Source organism: Pseudarthrobacter niigatensis, from assembly GCF_030812615.1.
In the GTDB taxonomy this organism is placed as follows: Bacteria; Actinomycetota; Actinomycetes; order Actinomycetales; family Micrococcaceae; genus Arthrobacter; species Arthrobacter niigatensis.
In genome coordinates this window covers 51,191-73,380 of sequence record NZ_JAUSTB010000014.1, presented here as the reverse complement: position 1 = coordinate 73,380, position 22,190 = coordinate 51,191, and the positions used below count along the sequence as shown (strand labels likewise).

19 protein-coding genes are annotated in these 22,190 nt (G+C 65.9%); 3 read left to right on the top strand and 16 right to left on the bottom strand.

Features of this window, described 5'->3' with window-relative positions:
* Window positions 1–3: 3 nt before the first annotated feature.
* The 15 genes from ftsZ to dinB all read right to left on the bottom strand — a co-directional run bounded on the left by ftsZ (window position 4) and on the right by dinB (window position 18,371).
* Entirely contained in the window at window positions 4–1,239 is a 1,236-nt protein-coding gene (gene ftsZ / locus J2T23_RS17260; RefSeq protein ID WP_141160847.1) for a cell division protein FtsZ, read from the bottom strand.
* Window positions 1,240–1,423: 184 nt separating this feature from the next.
* On the bottom strand, window positions 1,424–2,347 hold the full coding sequence (locus J2T23_RS17255; RefSeq protein WP_370871453.1) for a cell division protein FtsQ/DivIB: 924 nt from the start codon (window positions 2,345–2,347) through the stop codon (window positions 1,424–1,426).
* Window positions 2,340–3,716 (bottom strand): UDP-N-acetylmuramate--L-alanine ligase, encoded by a 1,377-nt coding sequence (murC, locus tag J2T23_RS17250; protein WP_141160849.1) that lies wholly within the window; start codon window positions 3,714–3,716, stop codon window positions 2,340–2,342. The genes J2T23_RS17255 and murC overlap by 8 nt, the downstream gene beginning before the upstream one ends.
* Window positions 3,713–4,813, bottom strand: coding sequence for an undecaprenyldiphospho-muramoylpentapeptide beta-N-acetylglucosaminyltransferase (gene murG / locus J2T23_RS17245; RefSeq protein WP_307361983.1), 1,101 nt, complete (start codon window positions 4,811–4,813; stop codon window positions 3,713–3,715). The genes murC and murG overlap by 4 nt, the downstream gene beginning before the upstream one ends.
* A 6-nt stretch (window positions 4,814–4,819) precedes the next feature.
* Window positions 4,820–6,154 (bottom strand): putative lipid II flippase FtsW, encoded by a 1,335-nt coding sequence (gene ftsW, locus J2T23_RS17240; protein ID WP_307361981.1) that lies wholly within the window; start codon window positions 6,152–6,154, stop codon window positions 4,820–4,822.
* 2 nt (window positions 6,155–6,156) lie between these two features.
* The gene (gene murD / locus J2T23_RS17235) at window positions 6,157–7,734 is read right to left on the bottom strand and encodes a UDP-N-acetylmuramoyl-L-alanine--D-glutamate ligase (protein WP_307361978.1); all 1,578 of its coding nucleotides are present in this window, start codon (window positions 7,732–7,734) and stop codon (window positions 6,157–6,159) included.
* On the bottom strand, window positions 7,716–8,825 hold the full coding sequence (gene mraY, locus J2T23_RS17230; protein WP_141160853.1) for a phospho-N-acetylmuramoyl-pentapeptide-transferase: 1,110 nt from the start codon (window positions 8,823–8,825) through the stop codon (window positions 7,716–7,718). The genes murD and mraY overlap by 19 nt, the downstream gene beginning before the upstream one ends.
* On the bottom strand, window positions 8,822–10,285 hold the full coding sequence (locus J2T23_RS17225) for a UDP-N-acetylmuramoyl-tripeptide--D-alanyl-D-alanine ligase (RefSeq protein ID WP_307361974.1): 1,464 nt from the start codon (window positions 10,283–10,285) through the stop codon (window positions 8,822–8,824). The genes mraY and J2T23_RS17225 overlap by 4 nt, the downstream gene beginning before the upstream one ends.
* 6 nt (window positions 10,286–10,291) lie before the next feature.
* A complete protein-coding gene (locus tag J2T23_RS17220; RefSeq protein WP_307361972.1) occupies window positions 10,292–11,923 on the bottom strand; it encodes a UDP-N-acetylmuramoyl-L-alanyl-D-glutamate--2,6-diaminopimelate ligase in 1,632 nt (543 codons plus the stop codon).
* Window positions 11,924–12,019: 96 nt separating this feature from the next.
* Window positions 12,020–13,825: a peptidoglycan D,D-transpeptidase FtsI family protein gene (locus J2T23_RS17215; RefSeq protein ID WP_307361970.1), complete on the bottom strand. Its 1,806-nt coding sequence runs from the start codon at window positions 13,823–13,825 to the stop codon at window positions 12,020–12,022.
* 48 nt (window positions 13,826–13,873) lie between these two features.
* Entirely contained in the window at window positions 13,874–14,566 is a 693-nt protein-coding gene (ftsL, locus tag J2T23_RS17210; RefSeq protein WP_141160857.1) for a cell division protein FtsL, read from the bottom strand.
* Entirely contained in the window at window positions 14,563–15,555 is a 993-nt protein-coding gene (gene rsmH / locus J2T23_RS17205; protein ID WP_307361966.1) for a 16S rRNA (cytosine(1402)-N(4))-methyltransferase RsmH, read from the bottom strand. Before rsmH ends, ftsL begins: the two co-directional genes overlap by 4 nt.
* Window positions 15,556–15,722: 167 nt before the next feature.
* On the bottom strand, window positions 15,723–16,151 hold the full coding sequence (gene mraZ / locus J2T23_RS17200) for a division/cell wall cluster transcriptional repressor MraZ (RefSeq protein ID WP_141160859.1): 429 nt from the start codon (window positions 16,149–16,151) through the stop codon (window positions 15,723–15,725).
* Between the two features lie 363 nt (window positions 16,152–16,514).
* Window positions 16,515–16,886 carry an SCO2097 family morphological protein gene (locus J2T23_RS17195; protein ID WP_141160860.1) on the bottom strand — a complete coding sequence of 124 codons (372 nt, stop codon included), beginning with the start codon at window positions 16,884–16,886 and terminating at the stop codon, window positions 16,515–16,517.
* 252 nt (window positions 16,887–17,138) lie between these two features.
* The gene (dinB, locus tag J2T23_RS17190) at window positions 17,139–18,371 is read right to left on the bottom strand and encodes a DNA polymerase IV (RefSeq protein WP_307361961.1); all 1,233 of its coding nucleotides are present in this window, start codon (window positions 18,369–18,371) and stop codon (window positions 17,139–17,141) included.
* A gap of 124 nt (window positions 18,372–18,495) precedes the next feature.
* On the opposite strand from dinB, the gene J2T23_RS17185 reads away from it, so the two are divergent.
* Window positions 18,496–19,014, top strand: coding sequence for a RodZ family helix-turn-helix domain-containing protein (locus tag J2T23_RS17185; RefSeq protein ID WP_307361959.1), 519 nt, complete (start codon window positions 18,496–18,498; stop codon window positions 19,012–19,014).
* A complete protein-coding gene (locus J2T23_RS17180) occupies window positions 19,011–20,105 on the top strand; it encodes a polyprenyl synthetase family protein (RefSeq protein ID WP_141160862.1) in 1,095 nt (364 codons plus the stop codon). Before J2T23_RS17185 ends, J2T23_RS17180 begins: the two co-directional genes overlap by 4 nt.
* 9 nt (window positions 20,106–20,114) lie before the next feature.
* Here J2T23_RS17180 and J2T23_RS17175 read toward each other — a convergent pair whose 3' ends face one another.
* A complete protein-coding gene (locus J2T23_RS17175) occupies window positions 20,115–20,468 on the bottom strand; it encodes an Rv2175c family DNA-binding protein (protein ID WP_168223113.1) in 354 nt (117 codons plus the stop codon).
* Between the two features lie 249 nt (window positions 20,469–20,717).
* On the opposite strand from J2T23_RS17175, the gene J2T23_RS17170 reads away from it, so the two are divergent.
* The gene (locus J2T23_RS17170; RefSeq protein ID WP_307361956.1) at window positions 20,718–22,106 is read left to right on the top strand and encodes a lytic transglycosylase domain-containing protein; all 1,389 of its coding nucleotides are present in this window, start codon (window positions 20,718–20,720) and stop codon (window positions 22,104–22,106) included.
* Window positions 22,107–22,190 lie beyond the last annotated feature (84 nt).

The window sequence follows — 22,190 nt, the reverse complement described above, 5'->3', positions numbered from 1 at the left end:
TGCCTACTTCAGGAAGTCGGGAACATCCAGGTCATCCGGGTGGGTTCCGGTCAGGTCCGGCTCCACCACGGAGGGCAGGTCCACGTCGAAGCCGGAGTCAGCGGGAACGGCCTGCGGACGCTGCTGCCCCCAGTTGCTCAGTCCCGCGGCGCCAACACCAGCGTGGATCGGCTGCACGTTCTGCTGGTGGTTTCCGTTGTTCGAGTGGGCCGAGGCGGGAGCAGCAGCAGGGGCAGCGGGCCGCTGGGGCGCGGCCTGCGGCTGGGACTGGTCCATGGAGGGTGAGGTGGCCTTGACGTCGTCGAAGCCTGCAGCGATCACAGTGACGCGTGCTTCATCACCCAGGGCGTCGTCAATGACGGCACCGAAGATGATGTTCGCCTCGGGGTGGGCCACTTCCTGCACCAGGCGGGCGGCCTCGTTGATTTCGAACAGGCCAAGGTCCGAACCGCCCTGGATGGACAGCAGCACGCCATGGGCGCCATCGATGGACGCTTCGAGCAGCGGTGAGGCGATGGCGAGTTCCGCGGCCTTCACGGCGCGGTCTTCGCCACGCGCGGAGCCAATGCCCATGAGGGCCGAGCCTGCACCCTGCATGACCGACTTGACGTCAGCGAAGTCAAGGTTGATCAGGCCCGGGGTGGTGATGAGGTCGGTGATGCCCTGGACACCGGAGAGCAGGACCTGGTCGGCGGAGCGGAACGCGTCAAGGACGGACACGTTGCGGTCGCTGATGGACAGCAGGCGGTCGTTGGGGATCACGATCAGCGTGTCCACTTCGTCGCGCAGCGCATCGATGCCTGCCTCGGCCGAACCGGCGCGGCGGCGGCCTTCGAAGGTGAAGGGACGGGTGACCACACCAATGGTCAGGGCGCCCAGCGAGCGGGCGATGCGGGCTACGACGGGTGCGCCGCCGGTACCCGTGCCGCCGCCCTCGCCGGCGGTAACGAAGACCATGTCGGCGCCGCGGAGGACTTCCTCGATCTCGTCCGCGTGGTCCTCGGCGGCCTGCTTGCCCACCTCGGGGTTGGCACCGGCACCGAGGCCACGGGTCAGCTCGCGTCCGACGTCGAGCTTCACGTCGGCGTCGCTCATGAGCAGGGCCTGGGCGTCGGTGTTGATGGCGATGAATTCAACACCCCTGAGGCCGACCTCGATCATGCGGTTGACTGCGTTCACGCCACCGCCGCCGATGCCGACGACTTTGATGACGGCCAAGTAATTCTGCGGAGCTGCCACGTTACGTTTCCCTTGTTCGTGTCTTATTGCGAAAACTGATGGAGAGCTTAAAGGCTGAAACCTTAACCTTCGAGTTGAAGGTTATAGTTATGTCAAGTAACTCTTGTCTGTGACGGTATTTCCTCTGGTTCCGACATTCAATAACCGGGTCCGCGTGTCGGATTAATACCGGGAAAGAAAGCGCTCAGCGCGTCACGGGGTGCCGGGGCACACTGACATCGTAGACCCTGACCGGGTTCTTGGGGTCCACCGGAGCCTTGAGGAGGGCGGCCAGGACCTTGGCCTTAAGTTCCTTCTCCGAGGCGTTGCCCCACACGATCGTCTGGCCATCAACCAGCTTGAGCTCCACGGCATCCACGGACTGCGCCGACGCATTGGACAGCTTGGCCAGGATGTCGGCCGGAAGCGCACCCAGCACTGCCGCGGTGGCGCGGAACAGGTCCTGGCCGATCGCGCCGGCACCGCCGTCGATCACCGGAAGCGACGCCGACGCCGGATCGTCCGTGGTTGCCAGCTGGACGCCGTCGACGTCAACCAGCTGGTACTGCTCCCCCTGCTTGACCAAGGCCACCGGCACCCGCTCATGCACGGCAACGGCGAGGGTGGATGGCGGCCGCGCCTCGACTGATATGGATTTGACCTGGACCAGGGACCCGAGGAGGCCCCGCACGTCGTCGTCGCTGATCTGGGGCAGCGGCTTGCCGCGCAGGGGTTCCAGCGCCGCCTGCACTTGGGCAGGCGCCACGTAGTGCGTCCCCGTGACCGCAATGGTCTGCAGGGCCAGGACCGGTGAGTAAATGGCGGCGGCCAGCAGTCCCGCCACCAGCGCCAGCACTGTTCCAGCGGCGAGCAGGACTTTCTTCCTGCGGCGCCGCCCTTTGGGCTCGGGAAAGGCCAGGACCGTTGCGCCGGAGGGCTTTTCCACCTTCGCCTGCTTGGGCGCCGACGGCTCCGGGATGCTGCGGGATGCCGTAATAACGTCAGAACCGGAGGTGCCCTTTGGGGATGTGGCGGCCCGCGCCGCTGTTTCCGTGTTGTCCGCGGCCGGCGCGTCGGGGCGGACACTCCGCTTGGGCGGGGCGTAGGTGGGCCGGCGGGAGCTAGGCACGCAGCGCCTCCACGATCAGCGGGCCGTAGGCTGTGACGTCACCCGCGCCGACGGTGAGCACCACATCGCCGTCCGCCGCGGCTTCGGCCAGGGTCCCGACGGCGTCGGACGCCGCAGTGAGCCGCCCTCCTCCGGCGAGGTGGTCTGCGATGAGCTGGCTGGTGACGCCCGGAATGGGGTCCTCCCTGGCGGGGTAGATGTCCAGGACCAGTGCGGTATCGGCAAGGTTGAGGGCCTCCGCGAACTGCTCCGCAAACTCCCGGGTACGGGAGAACAGGTGCGGCTGGAACAGGACGTGGACCCGGTGGCCGCCCGCTACCGAACGGGCAGCGGTGAGGGCCGCCCGGACCTCCGTGGGATGGTGCGCGTAGTCATCGAAGACCCTGACGCCTCGCGCTGATCCCTTCAGTTCGAACCTGCGTGAGGCGCCGGCGAAGTGTGCCAGGCCGGCGGCGGCTGCCGCAGGCTCCACGCCAAGTTCCAGGGCCACGGCAAACGCTGCCGCGGCGTTCAGCGCGTTGTGGCGTCCGGGAACCTGCAGTGACAGCCCGTACCGGGCGCCGTGTGCCTCCACCGCAACCTGGCCGGGACCGTCGTCGTGCAGGCGTATGTCCGCAGCCGCGTTGGTGCCGTACAGCAGGACCCGCGTGTTGCTCCTCGCCCTGGTCCGCTCCGCCAGGGCCAGCGCCCCCGCGTCGTCCGCGCAGGCCACCAGGAGGCCGTCGGCCGGCAGCAGGGCAGTAAAGCGGTCGAACGACTCGTACACGGCCTCAGCCGTGCCGTAGTAGTCAAGATGGTCGGGCTCCACATTGGTCACGACGGCGATGCGGGGCCGGTAATTCAGGAAGGACCCGTCGGATTCGTCAGCCTCGGCCACGAAGATGCCGGACGTGCCGTGCGCGGCATTGACGCCCAGCGCGGGGATCGTGGCGCCCACCGCGAACGACGGGTCCAGTCCCGCCGCCTGCAGCAGGACTGTGACCATGGAGGTGGTGGTCGACTTGCCGTGGGTTCCGGCTATCGTGACCACGGTGTCATCACCCATGGTGGCCGCCAGGGCCTGGGAACGGTGCAGTACCGGCAGCCCTGACTGCCGCGCCGCCGCCAGTTCCGGATTGTCGTCCCGGATGGCCGACCCCGCCACAACAGTCTCCGCATCGCCCAGGTTGCCGGCGTCGTATCCCACGGCGATGCGCGCACCGCCCGCGGCCAGGTCCGCCATTACGGGGAGGTCCTTTGCGTCGGAGCCGCTGACCGGTACGCCTCGTGCCACCATGATGCGGGCCACGGCGGACATTCCTACTCCCCCGATACCGATGAAGTGCACCCTGCCGAGGGAGGCCAGTTGGGGGGTGGTGTGGGCGTTCATGCAGATACCGCTTCCAGGACAAGACCAGCCATGCGCTGGTCGGCGTTTCGGATACCGAGCCGGTAGGACTTCGCTTCCATGGCGGCGAGCCGGGCTTTGTCGGTGACGAGCGGGACCAGTTCCCGGGCGACCCATTCCGGCGTGAAGTCCCGGTCGGCCACCAGCACCGCGCCGCCTGCGGCCACCAGGCCCGCCGCGTTCAGTGCCTGTTCCCCGTTTCCAATGGGAAGTGGCACCAGGACTGCCGGGACGCCCACCGCGGCAACTTCGCACACCGTGGCAGCCCCGGACCGGGCCAGCAGGAGGTCGGCCGCGGCGTAGGCGTGTTCCATGCCGTCGATGTACTCCACCTGCCGGTAGCCCTTGGCGGCCAGGGGTTGGCCGGAGGGGTCAAGGACGGTCTTTCCGCGGCCGGTGACGTGGAGGGTCTGGATGCCGGCGTCCGCGAGGAGCCCGACGGAAGCGGCAACAGCCCGGTTGATGCTCTGTGCTCCTGACGATCCGCCCGTCACGATCAGGGTGGGCTGCTGGGGATCGAGCCCAAGGGCCCCGCGGGCCGCTGCCTTTGCCGCTTTCCGGTCCAGGCCGGAAATTTCCTTGCGCATCGGCATGCCCACGTGTACGGCGTTGTGGAGCGGTGTGCCCTCGAAAGCCACAGCAACCCGGCCGTTCAAGAAGGCCCCCACGCGGTTGGCCAGCCCGGGGCGGGCATTGGCTTCATGGATCACGATGGGAATGCGGCGTTTCCGTGCCGCCAGGTACAAGGGGGTGCAGACATAGCCGCCGACGCCAACCAGTACGTCGGCCTGCGCCCGGTCAAGGATGGCACCGGCCTGCCGGACTGCCCCGGCGAGCCGCCCCGGCAGGCGGAGCAGGTCGGCGGAGGGCCGGCGGGGAAACGGCACGCGGTCGATCGTGGCCAACTGGACCCCGGCGGCGGGGACCAGCCGGGTTTCCATTCCCGATGGCGTTCCAACCGCCAGGATCGAGGCATCCGGGGCTTCGCTGCGCAGGGCCGCGGCGATGGCGAGGAGCGGGCTGATATGGCCGGCCGTGCCGCCACCTGCCAGGACAATGGAAGGGTGTGTCGGAGTCATAGGGGGTTAGGCACGCTTTCTGGAATTCTTGGGCTGTTTGTTGTCCCGCCCCGGCTTGGGCCTGAACTTCAGCATCCGTTTGGGCCGCATGGCAGGCGCCATTTGCTCGCGGGCCAGGGACAGGACCACGCCTACGGCACACAGTGACATCAGCAGTGCCGAGCCGCCATAGGAAATAAACGGCAGCGGAACGCCGATGACTGGCATCAGGCCGGTGACCACTGACATGTTCACTGTGGCCTGTCCCAACAGCCAGACCATGATGGTGCCGGCAAGGACGCGGTGGAACATGTCCTCCTGTGCCACCACCACACGGTAGATCGCGGCGCCAAGGATGGCGAAGAGGACCAGGACGACGACGGTTCCCACCAGGCCGAGTTCCTCGCCGATGATGGCGAAGATGAAGTCGTTGTGGGCTTCGGGGATCCAGCTGTACTTTTGCCGGCTCTGCCCCAGGCCCACCCCCAGCCAGCCGCCGGAGGCAAGGCCGTACATGCCGTTGGTTGCCTGGTAGTTCGCGTCAATGCCGTCGGCACAGGACTGCCCGGTCCACCAGGAAGTGATGCGGCACATGCGGTTGGAACTGGTGACGGCCATGACGGCAGTGCCGGCGGCCGCGATGATGCCTGCAATGCCGAAGAGGTAGAGCGGAACGCCGGCGAAGAACAGCGCAGCGGCCATGATCATCATGATGATCATGGCCGTGCCGAGGTCGTTGCCCACCAGGATCAGGACAATGACGATGGCCGCCATGGGTATGGCGGGTACCAGCACGTGCTGCCACCGGCTCAACAGCTTGCCTTTCCTCGCCAGCACCGTCGCCAGCCACAGGGCCAGGGCAAGTTTGGCCGCCTCTGAAGGCTGGAACGTGATGCCGCCAAGATCGATCCAGTTCCGGTTGCCGTTGATCTCGGTACCCACCACCTGGACCAGGCCCAGGAGCAGCACGGCTGCCCCGACGGCGGGCCATGCGAGGCGCTTCAGCCACACGACATTGATGCGTGAGAGCACGAACATGGTGAAGATGCCGATTGCGGCGAAGACGCCCTGTTTGAGGGCGTCGCCATAGGGGGACTTCCCGGCCGCGATGGATTCAACGCTTGAGGCTGAAAGGACCATCATGATGCCAATGGCCGTCAGGGCCAGGGTGGCGCCAAGAATGAGGTAATAGGTGGACCCGTTCCGGGACTTGCCGGTGCCCTCCAGCGTAGACCAGAACCGGCGGTACAAGGTGCGCAGCTGTGCACCGGCAGCGGCGGGCTGCCGGGCGGCGGTTGAGCCGGGCCGCGGTTTGCCGCCCTTCGGCGTGGCACCCTGTTGCCGGGTGGGCGTGCTGACCATTGTTACTCCTCGCCGGTCTGGGCCTGCCCTTCCACCAGCTCGCGGACAGCATCGATGAAAGTACCACCACGGTGAGCGTAGGAAGAGAACTGATCCATGGAAGCAGCTGCCGGAGCCATGAGCACGGTGTCGCCGGATTCGGCGAGCCGGGCCGCTGAAGCAACAGCCCAGGCCATTACCTGTTCGCCGTTGCCGGGGGTACCGGCAGGGGTGCCACCGGGCGCCGAAGCAGTCTCCACTCCTTCAGTGTCACCTGCCCCCGGTTCGATCACCGGGACATCTGGCGCGTGTCGCTGCAGGGCTTCCCGAAGGTGCGAGGTGTCGGTGCCGATCAGGACAACCGCCTTGAGCCGTGCTGCGTGGTCACGGACCAGGTCGTCGTAGCTCACGCCCTTCGACAGGCCGCCGGCGATCCAGACCACCTTGCTGAAGGCCGACAGGGACGCCGACGCGGCATGGGGGTTGGTCGCTTTGGAATCGTTGACCCACAGGACACCGTTCATCCGGGCGACGGGCTGGATGCGGTGGTCGCCGGGCACGTAGTCGAGGATTCCCTGGCGGACGGCCTTGGCGTCCACGCCGTACGCGCGCACCAGGCCGGCAGCTGCAAGGGCGTTGGCCACCATGTGTCGGGGGGCCAGCGGGCCGAGGTCGGCCATCGAGGCAAGCTCCGCTGCCCTGTCCCGGCGTTCTTCGATAAAGGCCCGGTCCACCAGCAGCCCATCGACGACACCGAGCATGCTGATGGCGGGCGTCAGGGTGGTGAAGGCAACGGCGCGGCAGCCTTCCACGACGTCGGCGTTTTCCACCATGCGCTCGGTTTCCACCTGCTCGGCGTTGTAGATGCAGGCTTTCTGGGTGCGCTCGTAGACCTTTGCCTTGTCGGCCAGGTAGGAATCGTAGGATCCGTGCCAGTCGACGTGGTCTTCGGCCACGTTGAGGCACACGCTGGCCACGGGCGAGACCGATTCAGCCCAGTGCAGCTGGAAGCTGGAAAGTTCGACGGCGAAGACGTCGTACTCCACAGGGTCACGAAGGGCATCGAGGATGGGGGTGCCCACGTTGCCGACGGCGATGGCCTTCAGGCCCGCGGCACGCAGCATCGATTCTGTGAGGCCCACAGTGGTGGTCTTGCCGTTGGTGCCGGTGATGGCCAGCCAGTCCGCCGTCTTCCGGCCTTCCCTGACCCTTACCCGCCAGGCAAGTTCGACGTCGCCCCAGACCGGGATGTGCGCCCGTGCCGCTGCGGCAAGCAGCGCCTGGTCCGGCCGCCAGCCCGGCGAGGTCACGATCAGTTCCGGAAGTTCGCCATCGATCCTCGGCAGGTGGGCCACCGCGTCCGGACCCAGCAGGACATCGGCGGCGCCCACGATCTTCAGGGTGTCGGCACGTGCGCGGGCTGTGTCGCTGGTGGCGGCATCCACCACCACCACGCGGGCACCGAGCTCGATCAGGGTGTCCGCGGCGGCAAATCCGGACACGCCGATACCCGTCACGGCGACGCGCAGGCCGGCCCAGTCAGAGTCCCAGGAAACGAGGTTTGCCAGGCGCGGGGAAACAGTCACAGCAGTACAACCCATTCAGCGTAGAAAATGCCCAGGCCCGCAGCGACGAAAAGTCCGCCCAGAATCCAGAACCTGACCACGACGGTCACTTCGGCCCAGCCCTTCAGCTCGAAGTGGTGCTGCAGAGGCGCCATCTTGAACACGCGTTTCCCGCCGGTTGCCTTGAAGTAGCCCACCTGGATGATGACGGACAGCGTGATCAGCACGAAGAGGCCACCCACGATGCCAAGCAGCAGTTCGGTGCGGGACAAGATGGCAAATCCGGCCACGGCCCCGCCGATGGCCAGCGATCCGGTGTCGCCCATGAAGATTTTTGCCGGTGACGTGTTCCACCACAGGAAGCCCACCAGCGCGGCGCTGAGGATGGCGGCCAGGAGGGCCAGGTCCAGGGGGTCCCTGACCAGGTAGCAGCCGCTGCCGGCTTCCCGGGGGGAACCGCAGGCCTGGTTGCTCTGCCAGATGCCCATGAGGGTGTAGGCGCCGAACACCATGATGGAAGCTCCGGCGGCGAGGCCGTCCAGTCCGTCGGTGAGGTTGACGCCGTTGGTGGCGGCGGTGACGATCAGGTTGGACCAGATCACGAACAGCACCGCGCCCAGGACGGTGCCCCCAAAGGCAAGGTCGAGCCAGGGCACGTCCCGGACCAGCGAGATCTTTGTTGACGCAGGGGTCAGCCCGGCGTTGTTGGGGAAGTTCAAAGCGAGGATGGCGAAGATGATGCCGACGGCTGCCTGGAGGATGAGCTTTGCCTTGGCGTTCAGGCCAAGGCTCCGCTGCCGGGAAATCTTGATGAAATCATCCAGGAAGCCCACTAGGCCCATGCCGACCATGAGGAACAGCAGGATGAGGGCCGAGGCGGAGGGACCGGGGGAATCAGGGTTCATCATCAGCATGATGAGGTGGGTGAGCCCATAGCTCAGCAGGACCGCAGCCACCACCACGGTGCCGCCCATGGTGGGCGTTCCGCGCTTGGTGTGGTGCGATGTGGGGCCGTCGTCACGGATGAACTGGCCGTAGCCGCGGCGCACCAGCAAGCGGATGAACAGCGGGGTGCCCACCAGGGCAAAGAGGAGGGCAAGGCCTGCGCCGATCAGCAGAGCAATCACAGCAGAGTGCTCCTTTCGTCGGCAGGGGTCGGGGCTGGGGGTAATGCTATCCGATCGCCCAAGTGGCGAAGTCCCACGCTGTTGGAGGACTTGAACAGCACCAGGTCACCTGGCTGGAGTTCCGCGTCAAGGACGTTGTAGGCCTCATCGAGCGTTTCCGCGAAGAGGCATTCGTCGCCCCATGATCCCTCCTGCACTGCGGAGACGTAGAGGGCCCGCGCTTCCCTGCCCACCACCAGCAGCCGCGAGATGTTGAGCCGCACTACCTGGGTTCCCACGGCGGTGTGCTCGCGGATGGAGTCGTTGCCCAGTTCCAGCATGGCGCCGAGCACGGCCCAGGTTCGGCGTCCCCGGCCAAGATCGGCGAGGGTGCGGAGGGCGGCGCGCATTGATTCCGGGTTGGCGTTGTAGGCATCGTTGATGATGGTGACGCCATCCGGCCGCTCGGTGCGTTCCATTCGCCAACGGCTGGCGGCAGCCTGGTTGCCCAGGGACTGGGCGATGTGGTCTCCCGGGACGCCCGCAGCCCAGGCGGCCGCTGCGGCTGCCAGCAGGTTACCCGTGTGGTGCGCTCCAATGAGCCTGCTGCTGACGTGCCGGGGCGCGGCCCCGTCGGGCAGCAGGAGGTCGAATTCGGGGCCGCCTCCGGTGTTGGTGTCGGCGTTCAGGGCCTGCACCTGTGCGTCCGGGCGGCCTTCCGCGGAAAACCCGAGGACCGTGGCATGGGTGCGGCTGCGCATGGCTGCGACGCGTTCGTCGTCAAGGTTGATGATGGCGGTCCCCCCGGCCGTGAGGCCCTCCACCATTTCCCCCTTGGCCAGTGCGATGTTTTCCACTCCGCCGAACTCGCCGGCGTGGGCGGTACCCACTGCGAGGACGACGCCGATGTCCGGTTTGACCATCTCTGCGAGATAGCGGATGTGGCCGATGCCGGTGGCCCCCATCTCGATAACCAGGTAGCGGGTGTCGGTGCCTGCCCGGAAGACCGTGAGCGGGACGCCCACCTCGCCGTTGTAGGAACCTTTGGGTGCCACGGTGTTGCCCTGCGTCGCCAGGATGCCGGCAAGCAGGTCCTTGGTGGTGGTCTTTCCGGCCGAACCGGTAATGCCGACGACCGTCAGCTGGCTGCCGGCTTCAGCACGGGCGGCGCGGATGCGGCGGACTGCTTCGGCGGCGAGGGCCCCCATCGCCAGGACGGCGTCGGCCACCACGATTGACGGGCGGGCAGTACCGTTGGGGCCGGCCACGGGACGCTCGACCAGGGCCAGGACCGCACCGGCAGCGAAGGCCGCGTCAATGAAATCGTGGCCATCGGCATGCTCGCCCGGCTTCGCGACGTACAGCGAACCCTGGGTGGCTTCGCGTGAATCCGTCACCACCGAGAGGGGCGTAATTCCGGGATCGGCGTCCAGGCGCCCGCTGGTGATTTCGGCGATTTCCGCCGCAGTAAATGCAATCATCTCGGTCTAGGACTCTATCCGGTCGTCGTGGAGAACGTTGAATCCCCTGCCTGTCAAGGCGGTCCGCAGCTCCACCCTGTCGTCCAGGGCGATATTCACGCCCTTCACTTCCTGCCATACTTCGTGGCCGCGGCCCGCCACAAGGATGGTGTCCTGTGGACGTGCAAGGGCTACAGCGTGCCGGATGGCCTCCGCACGCGGGAAGACCTCCTGCAGCTCGGAGCCAAGGGACTCGTTGTCGAGGGCTTCACGGGCGCCTGCCATGACATCGGCGCGGATCGCCGCAGCATCCTCGTCATGGGGGTCGTCATCGGTGATGATCACGGTATCGGCGAGGCGGGCGGCGATGGCTCCCATGGCCGGCCGTTTGCCCTGGTCCCGCTGCCCTGTGGCACCGAAGACAACGATCAGGCGCGAATCCGGTTCTGGTGAGCGGACCGCTTCCAGCGCGCGCGCCAGGGCATCGGTGTTGTGGGCGAAATCCACTACGGCGGCCGGCCGGTCGGAGACCAGCTGCATCCGTCCGGGCACCGCGACCGTGAAGGGGTCCGCGGTGTCCAGCGCAGGCTGCAGGGCAGCAGTATCGACGCCGGAGGCCAGGACCATGAGGACGGCCAGGGCGGCATTGGCGACATTGAAGCTGCCGGGCAGCCCGGTGTGGACCTCGAGAATGGCGCCGCCGGGTCCGCTGAGCGTGAACCCGGTCCCGAGGCCCCGTGGCGAAGCAGCAGTGACGGTCCAGTCCGCCGGGCCCGATCCCGTGGTGCTGAGCGTGGTGACCGGCACCTGGGCGGTGCCGGCCAGCCGCCGGCCCCACTCGTCGTCGACCGTTACAACTGCCCGCCGGGCACGGCCCGGCGTGAAAAGCTCTGCCTTGGTGGCGAAGTACTCCTCCATGGTGTTGTGAAGGTCCAGGTGGTCCTGGGTGAGGTTGGTGAACCCCGCGACGTCGAAGAGGAGCCCATCCACGCGCTGGTATGAAATGGCGTGCGAGGACACTTCCATGGCTGCAGCGTCGAGCCCACGCTCGCGCATCAGGGCAATAAGGCCGTGCACCTCGGTCGACTCCGGAGTAGTCAGGAGGCTTGGAATCGGCTCCCCGCCGGCCAGGATCTCGATGGTGCCGATCAGCCCGGCCTTCCGGCCCAGGGCGCGCAGCAGCGAGGTGATGAAGTAGGTGGTGGTGGTTTTGCCGTTTGTACCCGTGACACCGAAAAGCTGCAACGGGTCCCCGTCTGAGGGCTGGCTCCCATAGATCATGGCCGAGAGCGGCCCCACCACGTTGCGCGGTTTCTCGACGACGAGCACGGGTACCGGCGTTTCCGCCGAGAGCGCGAGCAGGCGCGCTCCGGCGTCGTCCGTCAAAACGGCCACAGCCCCGGCGCCGATGGCGTCAGTGGCAAAGTCGGCCCCGTGCCTGCTGGCACCGGGCAACGCCACGTAGAGGTCCCCGGGCTCCACGGTGCGCGAGTTGAGGGATATGCCGGTGATCTCCATGTCGGCGGCCGGAGCGGGTATCGCCACGCCGAGGGCCTGCCCGACGGCGGCCAGCGGAACGGGCGCTACGGCTGCAGGGCGGAAGCGGCCTGCTTTCTCATCCCGGGCAGCGTCGCTGCCGGGCGTGGTGAACTCTGACAAGGGGATCTCCGATGGTGCTAGTTCGTGCCCGGCATGGTTCTCCCCGGGCACTGTGATGCGCTGGATGCTGCTGGTACTTCCGGCCTGGAACAGCTGCTACTTGGCGTACTGGGGCAGCCTGGCCGGCTCGCCGGTTGAAGGCTGGACGTTGTAGGTCCGCAGCGCCTGGCTCATCACGGACCGGAACACCGGCCCGTTGGTGATGCCGTAAATGCTGCCCTTCGGCCGCTGGAGCACCACCTCCACAATAAACCGCGGATCATCCATTGGTGCCATTCCCACGATGGAGGCGGTGTAGCCGCAGTAGCCGGGCTTGCCGTCGTCGCAGGGCGATTCGGACGTACCGGTCTTGGCCCCCACCCGGTAACCGTCAATGCCGGCATCCTTGATTTCGCCCTCGGTGACGGCACTTTCCAGGATGTCCTGGACCTGCTGGGCCGTGCTGTCCGAAACGACCTGCCGGGACGGCTGGGCGGGCACTTTCTCCTCGGTGCCGTCCGGCGAAATGTAGGAATCGATCAACCGCGGCTGCAGCATGACGCCGTTGTTGGCGATGCTTTGGTAGGCGCGGACCGTCTGGAGCGTGGATTGGGAAACGCCCTGCCCAAACAGGACGGTGTACTGCTGGCGCCCGTCCCACTGGTCCGAGGGTGTCAGGATGCCCGATGCGGTGGCGGGCAGCCCGATATCCGGGGCTTCGCCAATGCCGAACTTCTTCAACCAGTCGTAGCGCTGTTCCTTGCTGAGCCGCTGGCCCGCCATCACGGTCCCGGTGTTCATGGAGTACCCGATGATTCCGGCCAGCGTCCGTTCCTCCGTGCCATGGGTGAACGCGTCGCTGAACGTCTGGCCGTCAACCGTGTAGGTGGGTGGAATGGTGAACGTATCCAGCGGCTTGGCCAGGCCCTCATCGATCACGGCTGCTGCCGTCATCATCTTCTCAACCGAACCTGGCTCATATGCCGCGGTCACGGAACGGACTCCGCGGTCCTTGGCGGCCACAGCGCCAGGGTTGTTGGGGTCGGGGGCGTTCGTGTCGGCCAGGGCCAGCAGGTTTCCCGTCTTGGCATCCATCACGATGATGACGCCCCACTCAGCGCTCAGTTTGTCTGCCTGGCTCTGGATGGCCTGCTGGGCAAAGTACTGGAGATCGGAGTTGAGGGTGAGTTTGACATCCTTGCCGTTCTGGGGCGGCGTCAGCTCGTCCAAACCAACCGGGATGCGGAGCCCGTCGGCGCCGATCTCGAACAGTCTCTTGCCGTCCGTTCCCTTCAGCTTGTCATCCTGCGTCTGCTCAATGCCGGCCTGCCCGGTGGTCCCGTCCTGGAGGAATCCCACTACTCCTCCGGCCACGGCGCCGTTGGGGTATACGCGCTTGCTGACGCCCTCGGCGACGATGCCTGGAACCTGGAGCTTGGAGATCCGGTCCTCGACGTCTGGCTTCACGTCCTTGGCCACAATGTAATACGGCTGCGTTCCGGTGACCGCGTCGCGGACGGCATTTGTGTCCATGCCCAGCGCGCCCGCCAGCTCCGAGATGGCCTGGTCCCGGCTGACATCCACCAGCTTGTCACGGCCGTCAGCCTGCGGCTCATACCGCTTGTAGGAGTCGGTCTTGGTGTTGACCCGCTGGTCAACCACGATGTTGTAGCGGATCACACTGTTGGCCAGGACGGTGCCCCGCGAGTCCAGGATGCTGCCGCGCTCGGCGGGCAGGATGGCCGAGGTCATGCGGCTGTTCAGGGCAGCTTCGGCCATGCCGCCGACATCCAACCCCTGGACCAGGAAGAGCTTGCCGCCCACCACCAGCAGGAGTGTGAGCATAATACCCAGTCCCAGGCGCAATCGCTTTGTGGCGTTGGGTACCTTGCTTTTTACTGCTTTGCCGGTCGTCTTCGCCACCGTGAATTTCCTTGCTGCTCGACGCTGCTGCCTGGCCTGCGTGCCAGCCTACTGGCCGGGGACCTTTTGCTGGGGAGCCGGCACCGAGCCGCCGTGAAGTTCAGGGGCCGGAGTTGCTGCCGCCTGTGCGGCTGCGGCCTGGGCAGCGGCCTGGGCCTGTGCTGCCGCCTGGGCCGCTTCCGCCGCGGGGGCGGAGGAAGTGCGGCCTGCAACGGGAGCTGGTGCGTTGCCGGCGGCGGCGTCCTTGGCGGACGGTACGATCAGCTGCCCTGCGACGGCCGGCGCGGGGATTACCGCTCCCGCGGGTGCCCCTTTGACTGCGGGGGTGGCTTTTCCAGTTACCGAGAGCGTGGAGAGGTCAATCTGGCCCTTGACGGTGGAGGCGACCATTCCGAGCTCGGTGGCCTTGGCAGCGAGGTTCTGGGGAGCTTCGAAGCTCTGTACCTGCTGGGTCAGGTCCTGGTTGGTCTTTGTCAGCGAGCTCTGCTTGGCGCGCAGCTCCACCAGCTGGTACTGGGCGGTGGACACCGAGATGTTCAGGACCAGCACTGCCACCAGGGCCACTGCGAGCATGGCGAAGCACAGCACGACGAAGGGTGCACGGCGCTTCCGCGGGGCCGAGCGGACCACGGAGAGCGGTGTGCGGGCCTTCTGTCCCCCGCCGGGTTTGCCCGCCGGCCGGGTGGCGGGCGCCGAGCTACCGGAAACAACGGGAAAGTTCTTGACGGCGGCGGTGCTCATGCAGCTCTCCTGGCTCTGATTCGTTCTGCCGCACGAAGCCTGGCGGAGGCAGCACGCGGGTTTTCGGCGATTTCGACGGCGGTGGGCACCTCGGTGCCTTTGGTCAGGGTCTTGAGTTCGGGTTTGTGTTCCTCCAGTTCCACCGGAAAACCGAGCGGAGCCGAAGACTTGGAGCGGGACTGGAAGACGCCTTTGACGATCTTGTCTTCCAGCGAGTGGTAGGACATGACCACGATGCGTCCGCCCAGGGCCAGGGATTCGACGGCGGCAGGAACGGCCCGTTCCAGGACGTCGAGTTCTTCGTTGACCTCGATCCGCAAAGCCTGGAAGGTCCGCTTGGCGGGATGTCCACCCGACTTGGCAGCGGAGGCCGGCACCACGGAACGGATCTGTTCCACGAGTTCGCCGGTGGTGGTGAATTCCTTCACGGCACGCGCCGCCACGATCCTGTTGGCGATCCGGCCGGCGAACTTCTCCTCGCCCCATTTGCGGATGATCCGGACCAGGTCTTCTTCGCTGTAGGTATTGACCACGTCCGCGGCGGTTTGGCCACGGCTGGTATCCATTCGCATGTCCAGTGGCGCGTCGAAGGAGTAGGCGAATCCCCGCTCACGTTCGTCAAGCTGCAGGGAGGAGACACCCAGATCCATGAGGATTCCATGTACCTTGGCCACGCCGAGGTCGGCCAGGACATCCTGGATCTCGTCATACACCGCGTGGACCAGGTCAGTCCGCGCTGCGCACGGTGCCAGCCGCTCCCCGGCGAGTGCCAGGGCTTCCTCGTCGCGGTCAATGCCGATGAGGTGGAGGTCAGGGAACCGCTGGAGCATGGCCTCCGAGTGGCCGCCCATGCCCAGCGTGGCGTCGACGGCAATGGGGGTTTCGCCGCGCAGTCTCGCCGCCTCGAATCCAGGTGCCAACAAATTAATGCACCGGTCGCGAAGGACCGGTACATGGCGTTCGGACGTGGGCTTGGGTTGATCGGTCATGCCTTGTCCTTTCCCGCCGTCGTTGTCCCCTGCTGTTCCTGGGATCAGATCCCCATCCGCGCCTACCGTCCTGCCCGCCTGGCTCCGGGGAAGGTGAGCCAGGTTGGCAGCCGATGGGCCGGCTGGAGATCTCATCCAAGAAACGTCCCTGCCGCTCCCTCCGGGATTCAGAGAATGCCCGGGATGGGATCGTCAGTTTCGGAAAAGGCTGTTTCCTTCTCCGCGAGGTATTCATTCCAAGCCTGGGCATCCCAGATCTCGGCGCGGGAACCGGCGCCGATGACGGCAAGTTCCCTTCCGAGTCCTGCATACTCCCGGAGCGCCGGTGGAATAGTCACGCGCCCCTGCTTGTCAGGTACCTCGTCCGAGGCTCCAGAGAGAAAAACGCGGATGTAGTCACGTGCCTGCTTGGAGGAGATTGGAGCCTCCCGCATCTGCTCGTGGACCCGCGCAAATTCCTTCTCGCTGAAGACGTAGATGCAACGTTCCTGGCCCCTCGTGAGCACCAGGCCGCTGGCAAGTTCATCGCGGAACTTAGCGGGGAGAATGATCCGTCCCTTTTCATCCAGACGCGGCGAGTGAGTGCCCAGAAACACTGGCCCACCGCCTGTCCGCCGTCAGGAACTGCACATCCCCTATGTTGCAACCACCCTCTTATGTCCTCCACATTACTCCACTTTCCACCACAGTCAACGCAAAACCGCCCCCGACGAGGGCAAATATTGGGAATCATCCCGCGAAATGCCGCGGATTCGAGGCGGTGGTGGGAAGTGGAGGAATTTCCCGCCAGCGGCGCCCGCGGATTGCGGCGGGACTGAGGGGCAGGCGGTATTCGCAGGAAATTGCCACTTAAATGCGAAAAGACCCGCCGGAGCGGGTCTTTTCGCATCAATCCCCATGGTCAGGGGAGCGAAATGGAGGAGCCTGGAGCCGGAACGCGGCCAGCCCCGTGCCGGGGGTTAGGGTTCACCCCTGCGACGTTCATCCCAGCGCTCTTCCAGGCTGCTCATGAAAGAACTGCGCTGCTTGCCGGTCTTTCCGCCCCCCGCCTTGGATCCGGGTTTGCCGCGGGAGCTGCGCATAGTGGCGAAGTAAACCCCGCCGCCCATCACCACAAATCCCAGCACACCCACAAGGATGCTCTGCAGCGTGACGCCCACCAGCAGCAGGAACACGCCGGCCAGCGCAGCGAGGACGCCGATGACCACATGCCTGGTTGACCATGAACGCCCGGGATCCGAACCCATGGAGTTCGCGAATTTCGGGTCGTCCTCGTGAAGCTGCTTCTCAAGCTGCTCAAGCAGCTTCTGTTCGTGCTCCGACAGCGGCATCACGACCTCCTTTTGTAGGCCAACGTCCGGGCTGATCCCAGCCACTACTTCTACTCCGTAGAACGCCTGCCATTGCTGGAAAGTTCCCGCCTGGCCGGCCTTGGCCAACAGGGGAACCCAGCATGCGGTCGCGGGAGCGGGAGCATGTCCAAGAGGGTCCGGCAGTAAGTCCATTCACTCGAAACTATGTATCTATAAGGATAGATTGTCGAGGGCTGATCTGAAAGACGGCAATGACTTCGGCGGACCCCGTCAGGCGGGCCGTTCGGTACTGCCGTCCGGCCGGTTTCCGGGCTCCATCAGACGGGCGGGAAGGACCGATTTGTCGCCGAATTTAAGCGCCACTTGGTCGAGTACCTGCTCGGCCATGCGCCAGTTGTCATCCCTGCGGTCGATGCTCAGCTGAAGCGAGGTCCGTGCTGCTTCCTCAAGCTGTTCAGCCCTGACTCCCACCAGCCGCACGGCCGTGGCCCTGGTTCCGACGGACTCGAGGAGCTGGAGTGCCACGGCGTAGAGCAGTTGGGCGCTGTCCACCGGGGTCTGGACCGTCCGGCTGCGGGTGATGGTGGAGAAATCGGCGAAGCGCAGTTTCAGGGCCACAGTGCGGGCCACCATTCCGGAACTCCGCAGGCGGCCGGCGGTGCGGTGGGAAAGGCGAAGCAGCTCCCGTCGAAGGAGCGCATCGTCGTCGGTATCTGTGGCAAAGGTCTCTTCCGCGCCGATGCTCTTTTCAACCCGCACCGGCGTCACCGGTCGGGGATCGATGCCCCAGGCGAGCTGGTGGACGTGCTCCCCCGTTGCGCCGAGGACCTTCTTCAACGATGACACTGGAGTTGCGGCAACGTCAGCCACGGTACTGATTCCCATCTTCGCCAGCACCTCCTTGGTCTTGGCGCCCACCCCCCAGAGGGCACCCACGGGCAGGCTGTGCAGGTACGGCACCGTCTGGTCAGGGCCGATGAGCAGCAACCCGTCCGGCTTGCACCGGGTGGACGCGATCTTGGCCACGAACTTGGTCTCCGCAATGCCCACCGAGGCGGTGATGCCGAGCTCGGCTGCCACCCGGCGTCGGATCAGCTCCCCGATGCCGCGGGGCGGTCCCAGCCTGCGGAGCGCACCTGTGACGTCAAGGAAGGCCTCGTCAACGCTGAGCGGCTCGACCAATCCGGTGATGGATTCAAAGATGGCCATCAGCTGCCCGGAGACTTCGTAATAGAGCTTGTGCCGCGGCTCGATCACCACGGCCTGAGGGCACATCCGCAGCGCCACAGCCATGGGCATCGCAGATTTAACGCCGAAGTCCCGGGCCTCGTAGGAGCCGGAGAGGACTACTGAACGCTCACCAGGGAAGCCGACGATCACCGGCTTGCCACGCAGTTCGGGCCGCGTCCGCAGCTCCACCGAAACGAAGAAGGCATCCATGTCGACGTGCATGATGCAGGTACGCCGGCGGCCCTGAAGGCGCTCGGCGGATACCTGGTTCATACCTGCTGGCCCCACGGCTGCAATCCTATCCGTTTGTCAGGGCGGGACCGGTTTGTCGGGAGCGCATTGCATGCTGGCTAAACTGGAGGCTGGTTCCGCCAACAACACCAGGAGGAAAGTCTTCGTGACGGCTATTGGATACTTGAAGCCAGCTGGCCTGGCCGCGCTTGCCGCTGTTGGGGCGCTGGTCCTGGCCGGATGCAGCCAGACACCGTCCGGACAAGCCCAGCCGTCCCCGTCCGTCTCCGCCTCCCAATCCGCCCTTACGGCTTCACCCAGCCCCTCGGCGTCGCCCAATACGTCCGCCACCGTGGGCGCCGTGGTGGCGGGCTTCCCGCAGCAGCTGCTCCCGCTCATGACGGGGGCGACGGTGGTATCCAGCAGCTTTGACAAGGGTTCCACTCCAGCAACGGCGGCACTTGTGGGCACTGTGACGGCTCCCACCGCAGCCGTTATCGACTTCTACACCAAGGCTCTGGAAGGCCAGGGCTTCAAGGCCGTCCCCGGAGACAAGGTGGGCGGCGTGGCCTCCAAGGATTTCGTCCGCGGTGACAACGAGACTGTCAACCTCTCCGTGGTTGAAGCCGCGGGCGTGTCCACTTTCACCATCGGTGCCAACGTGGCAGCTGAGTCAGCCAAGTGACGGCCGCCGAGCAGCTGAGGAACGAACAGGCCGACTTTGTGGCGGGGGTGGCCGGTGAACTCACCGGCTTCCTGACGGCACGGCAATCCGTGATGTCCGGCATCTCCCCCGACATCGAACCCATCATGGGCTCGATCTCCAACCTGGTGACCGGCGGGAAGCGCCTCCGCGCCCTCATGTGCTACTGGGGCTGGCGGGGCGCCGGCGGCGAGGCGGGTGCGGGGCAGGTGGTGACGGCCGGCGCAGCGCTGGAGCTGTTCCAGGCGGCCGCCCTGATCCACGACGACATTATCGACCGTTCAGACACCCGGCGGGGCGGCCCCAGCGTGCACCGCCGTTTCAGCCAGCTGCACACCTCGCAGGGCTGGGCCCTGGACAGCGAACGGTTTGGCCAGGCGGCTGCCATCCTCGCGGGCGACCTTTGCCTGTCCTTCAGTGAGGAGGCGTTCACTGACATCGGCGAGCGGGCCGCATCCGGAAGCAGGGCGCGGCTGATCTTCAACCTCATGCGGGCCGAGGTCATGGCGGGCCAGTACCTGGACATCCTGGAGGAGGTGGCTGGTCCGGTCCGGGACCGGGCCGGTGCCGTTGGAAGGGCACAGTCGATCATCCGGTTCAAGAGCGCAAAGTACTCCACGGAACACCCCCTGGCCCTGGGCGGGGCCCTGGCGGGCGCCACCAACGATCTGCTCCGGGGCTACTCAGCGTTTGCCCTGCCGCTGGGCGAGGCATTCCAGCTGCGGGACGACGTCCTGGGTGTGTTCGGCGATCCGTTGACCACCGGCAAGCCCGCGGGCGATGACCTGCGCGAGGGGAAGCGGACGGTCCTGGTGGCACTGGCCCTGGACCAGGCGTCCCCGGAGGAGTCGGCCTTTATTGATGCAAGCCTCGGCAGCCCCGATTTGTCTGACGCTGACATCCTGGAAATCCGGCGGATCATCGAGGATTCCGGTGCACTGCAGGCCACCGAAGTCCTCATCAGCGAATTCGGCGCGGCAGCTTTCGAGGCTCTCGACGGGCTTGAATTGGAAGACTTGCCTAAAACCGCCCTCCGGCGGCTGGCTGAGGCAACGGTCAGCCGAGCCTCCTGAAGGAGGCTGTTACCAGGCCAGGGTTTGGGCCCGGCGCCGGATTTCCGTCTTGCGGCCTTCCCGCAGGGCGTCGATGGGACGGCCGCGGAGGGATTCGTCCTCGGTGAACAGCCACACGATAAGGTCTTCATCCGAGTAGCCGGCATCGGCCAGCACCACGATGGTTCCCTTTAAGCTGTCCACCACCTGGCCGTCCTGGATGAACTCCGCGGGCACCGACCGGATTTTCCGCTCGCCCACGCGCAGGGCCGCCAGGGAACGCTCGTCAATCAGGCTGTGCACCTTGGTGACTGAAACATCCAGCAAACGGGCGACGTCGGGCAGCGGCAGCCATTGGCCCACCAGGTTTTCTACATTGCTCACGGATCAAGGTTGCCACGCCGGCCGCCCCGGCGCCTAGTCGGGGCAATGGAATGCGCCCTTGGCCTGCGGACACTCCCGAAAAGAAGCCTTTACCCGAATTCTGAAACTTCTTGTGCTATCCGCAAATTCATGAGAGATTCACACACATCACAGTTGTAACACTATTAACTTAAGTCACAGTAGTATCAAGATTGACAGCGGCATCCCCGTCCGCATCCGCACCCGCAGTTGAGAAGAGGATTCTTTCCGATGACGATGTCCCGCTCGCGCAAGCAGCCCCCCAAGCCGAGTCTGCCCATGATTGCCGCTACCACAGCGGCGCTGCCAGCGGTCGTCCTGTCATCATTGGCCCTCGCCGAGCCGGCCACGGCCCAGCAGCCCGTGAGGAACATTCCCAGCAGCCTCGCGGCGGCAATGCAGGCCCAGGCCGAAGCGAAAGCGGCCGGTGCCATCATTCCTGCCGCCGTTGTCTCCACCACCATTCCCGCAGCGTTCCAGCCCGCGCAGCCGGCAGCACCCGCGGAGTACACGATCGTCCGCGGGGATACCGTCAGCGGGATCGCCGGCCGTTTCGGGCTGGCTACCGGGGACATCCTGAAGCTGAACAACCTGCAGGCCAACACCATCATTTACCCGGGCCAGAAGCTCAAGCTGTCCGGCTCGGCGGAGCCTGCCGCTCCCGCATCGGCCGCGGCCCCTGCAGCGCCGGCACCCGCGGGCGGGGCAACCTACACGGTTAAGGCCGGGGATACCCTGGGGGCCATCGCCGCAAAGCACAACGTGTCCCTTTCGGACGTCTTTGCCTGGAACAACCTGTCCATGCGCTCCATCATCTATCCGGGACAGAAGGTCAAGGTGGGCGGCGGCGACGCCGCTCCTGCCCCCGCAGCCCCGGCACCGGCAGCCCCGGCCGCGCCGGCACCTGCGCTGGCGAACACCTCCGCTCCGGCAACAGGCTCCTACACGATCAAGGCCGGCGATACACTCTCCGCCATTGCGTCCCGGCACGGCGTCAAACTGTCGGACCTCCTCGCAGCCAACAAGCTGGGAATGACCACCGTCATCTACCCGGGCAGCAAGCTGGTCATTCCCGGGGGCGCCAGCCAGCCGGCTGCACAGCCCGCGGCAGCACCCCAGCCGGCTGCCGCACCCCTGGTGCCAAGCTCCTTCCTGGGATTCAGCTACCCGGCCGCTGTTGTCAGCTCAGCCAACGAAAACAAGGCACTCCTGAACGCTTCTCCCGTTCCTTCCCGGGATGAAATGAAGAACATCGTTGCCGACACTGCACGCCGCATGGGGGTGGATACCTCGCTGGCCCTGGCTTTCGCATACCAGGAATCCGGTTTCAACCAGCGGTCCGTCTCGCCGGCCAATGCGATCGGCACCATGCAGGTCATTCCCAGCTCCGGACAGTGGGCCTCTGACCTGGTGGGACGGAAGCTGAACCTTCTGGACCCGTATGACAATGCCACGGCCGGCGTGGCCATCATCCGGCAGCTGCTGGCCACCAGCAAAGACCAGGACACCGCCATAGCTGGTTACTACCAGGGCCAGTACTCGGTAAGCAAGTACGGCATGTACGACGACACCAAGGCGTACCTCGCGGCCATCAAGGCACACCAGAAGAACTTCAGTTGAGCTTCGGCCACTGACAGCTGCAAGTCTGCGGGTCCGAACCGTTACCGGTTCGGACTCGCTTTCATTTCGGACGCGTTTTGCTGC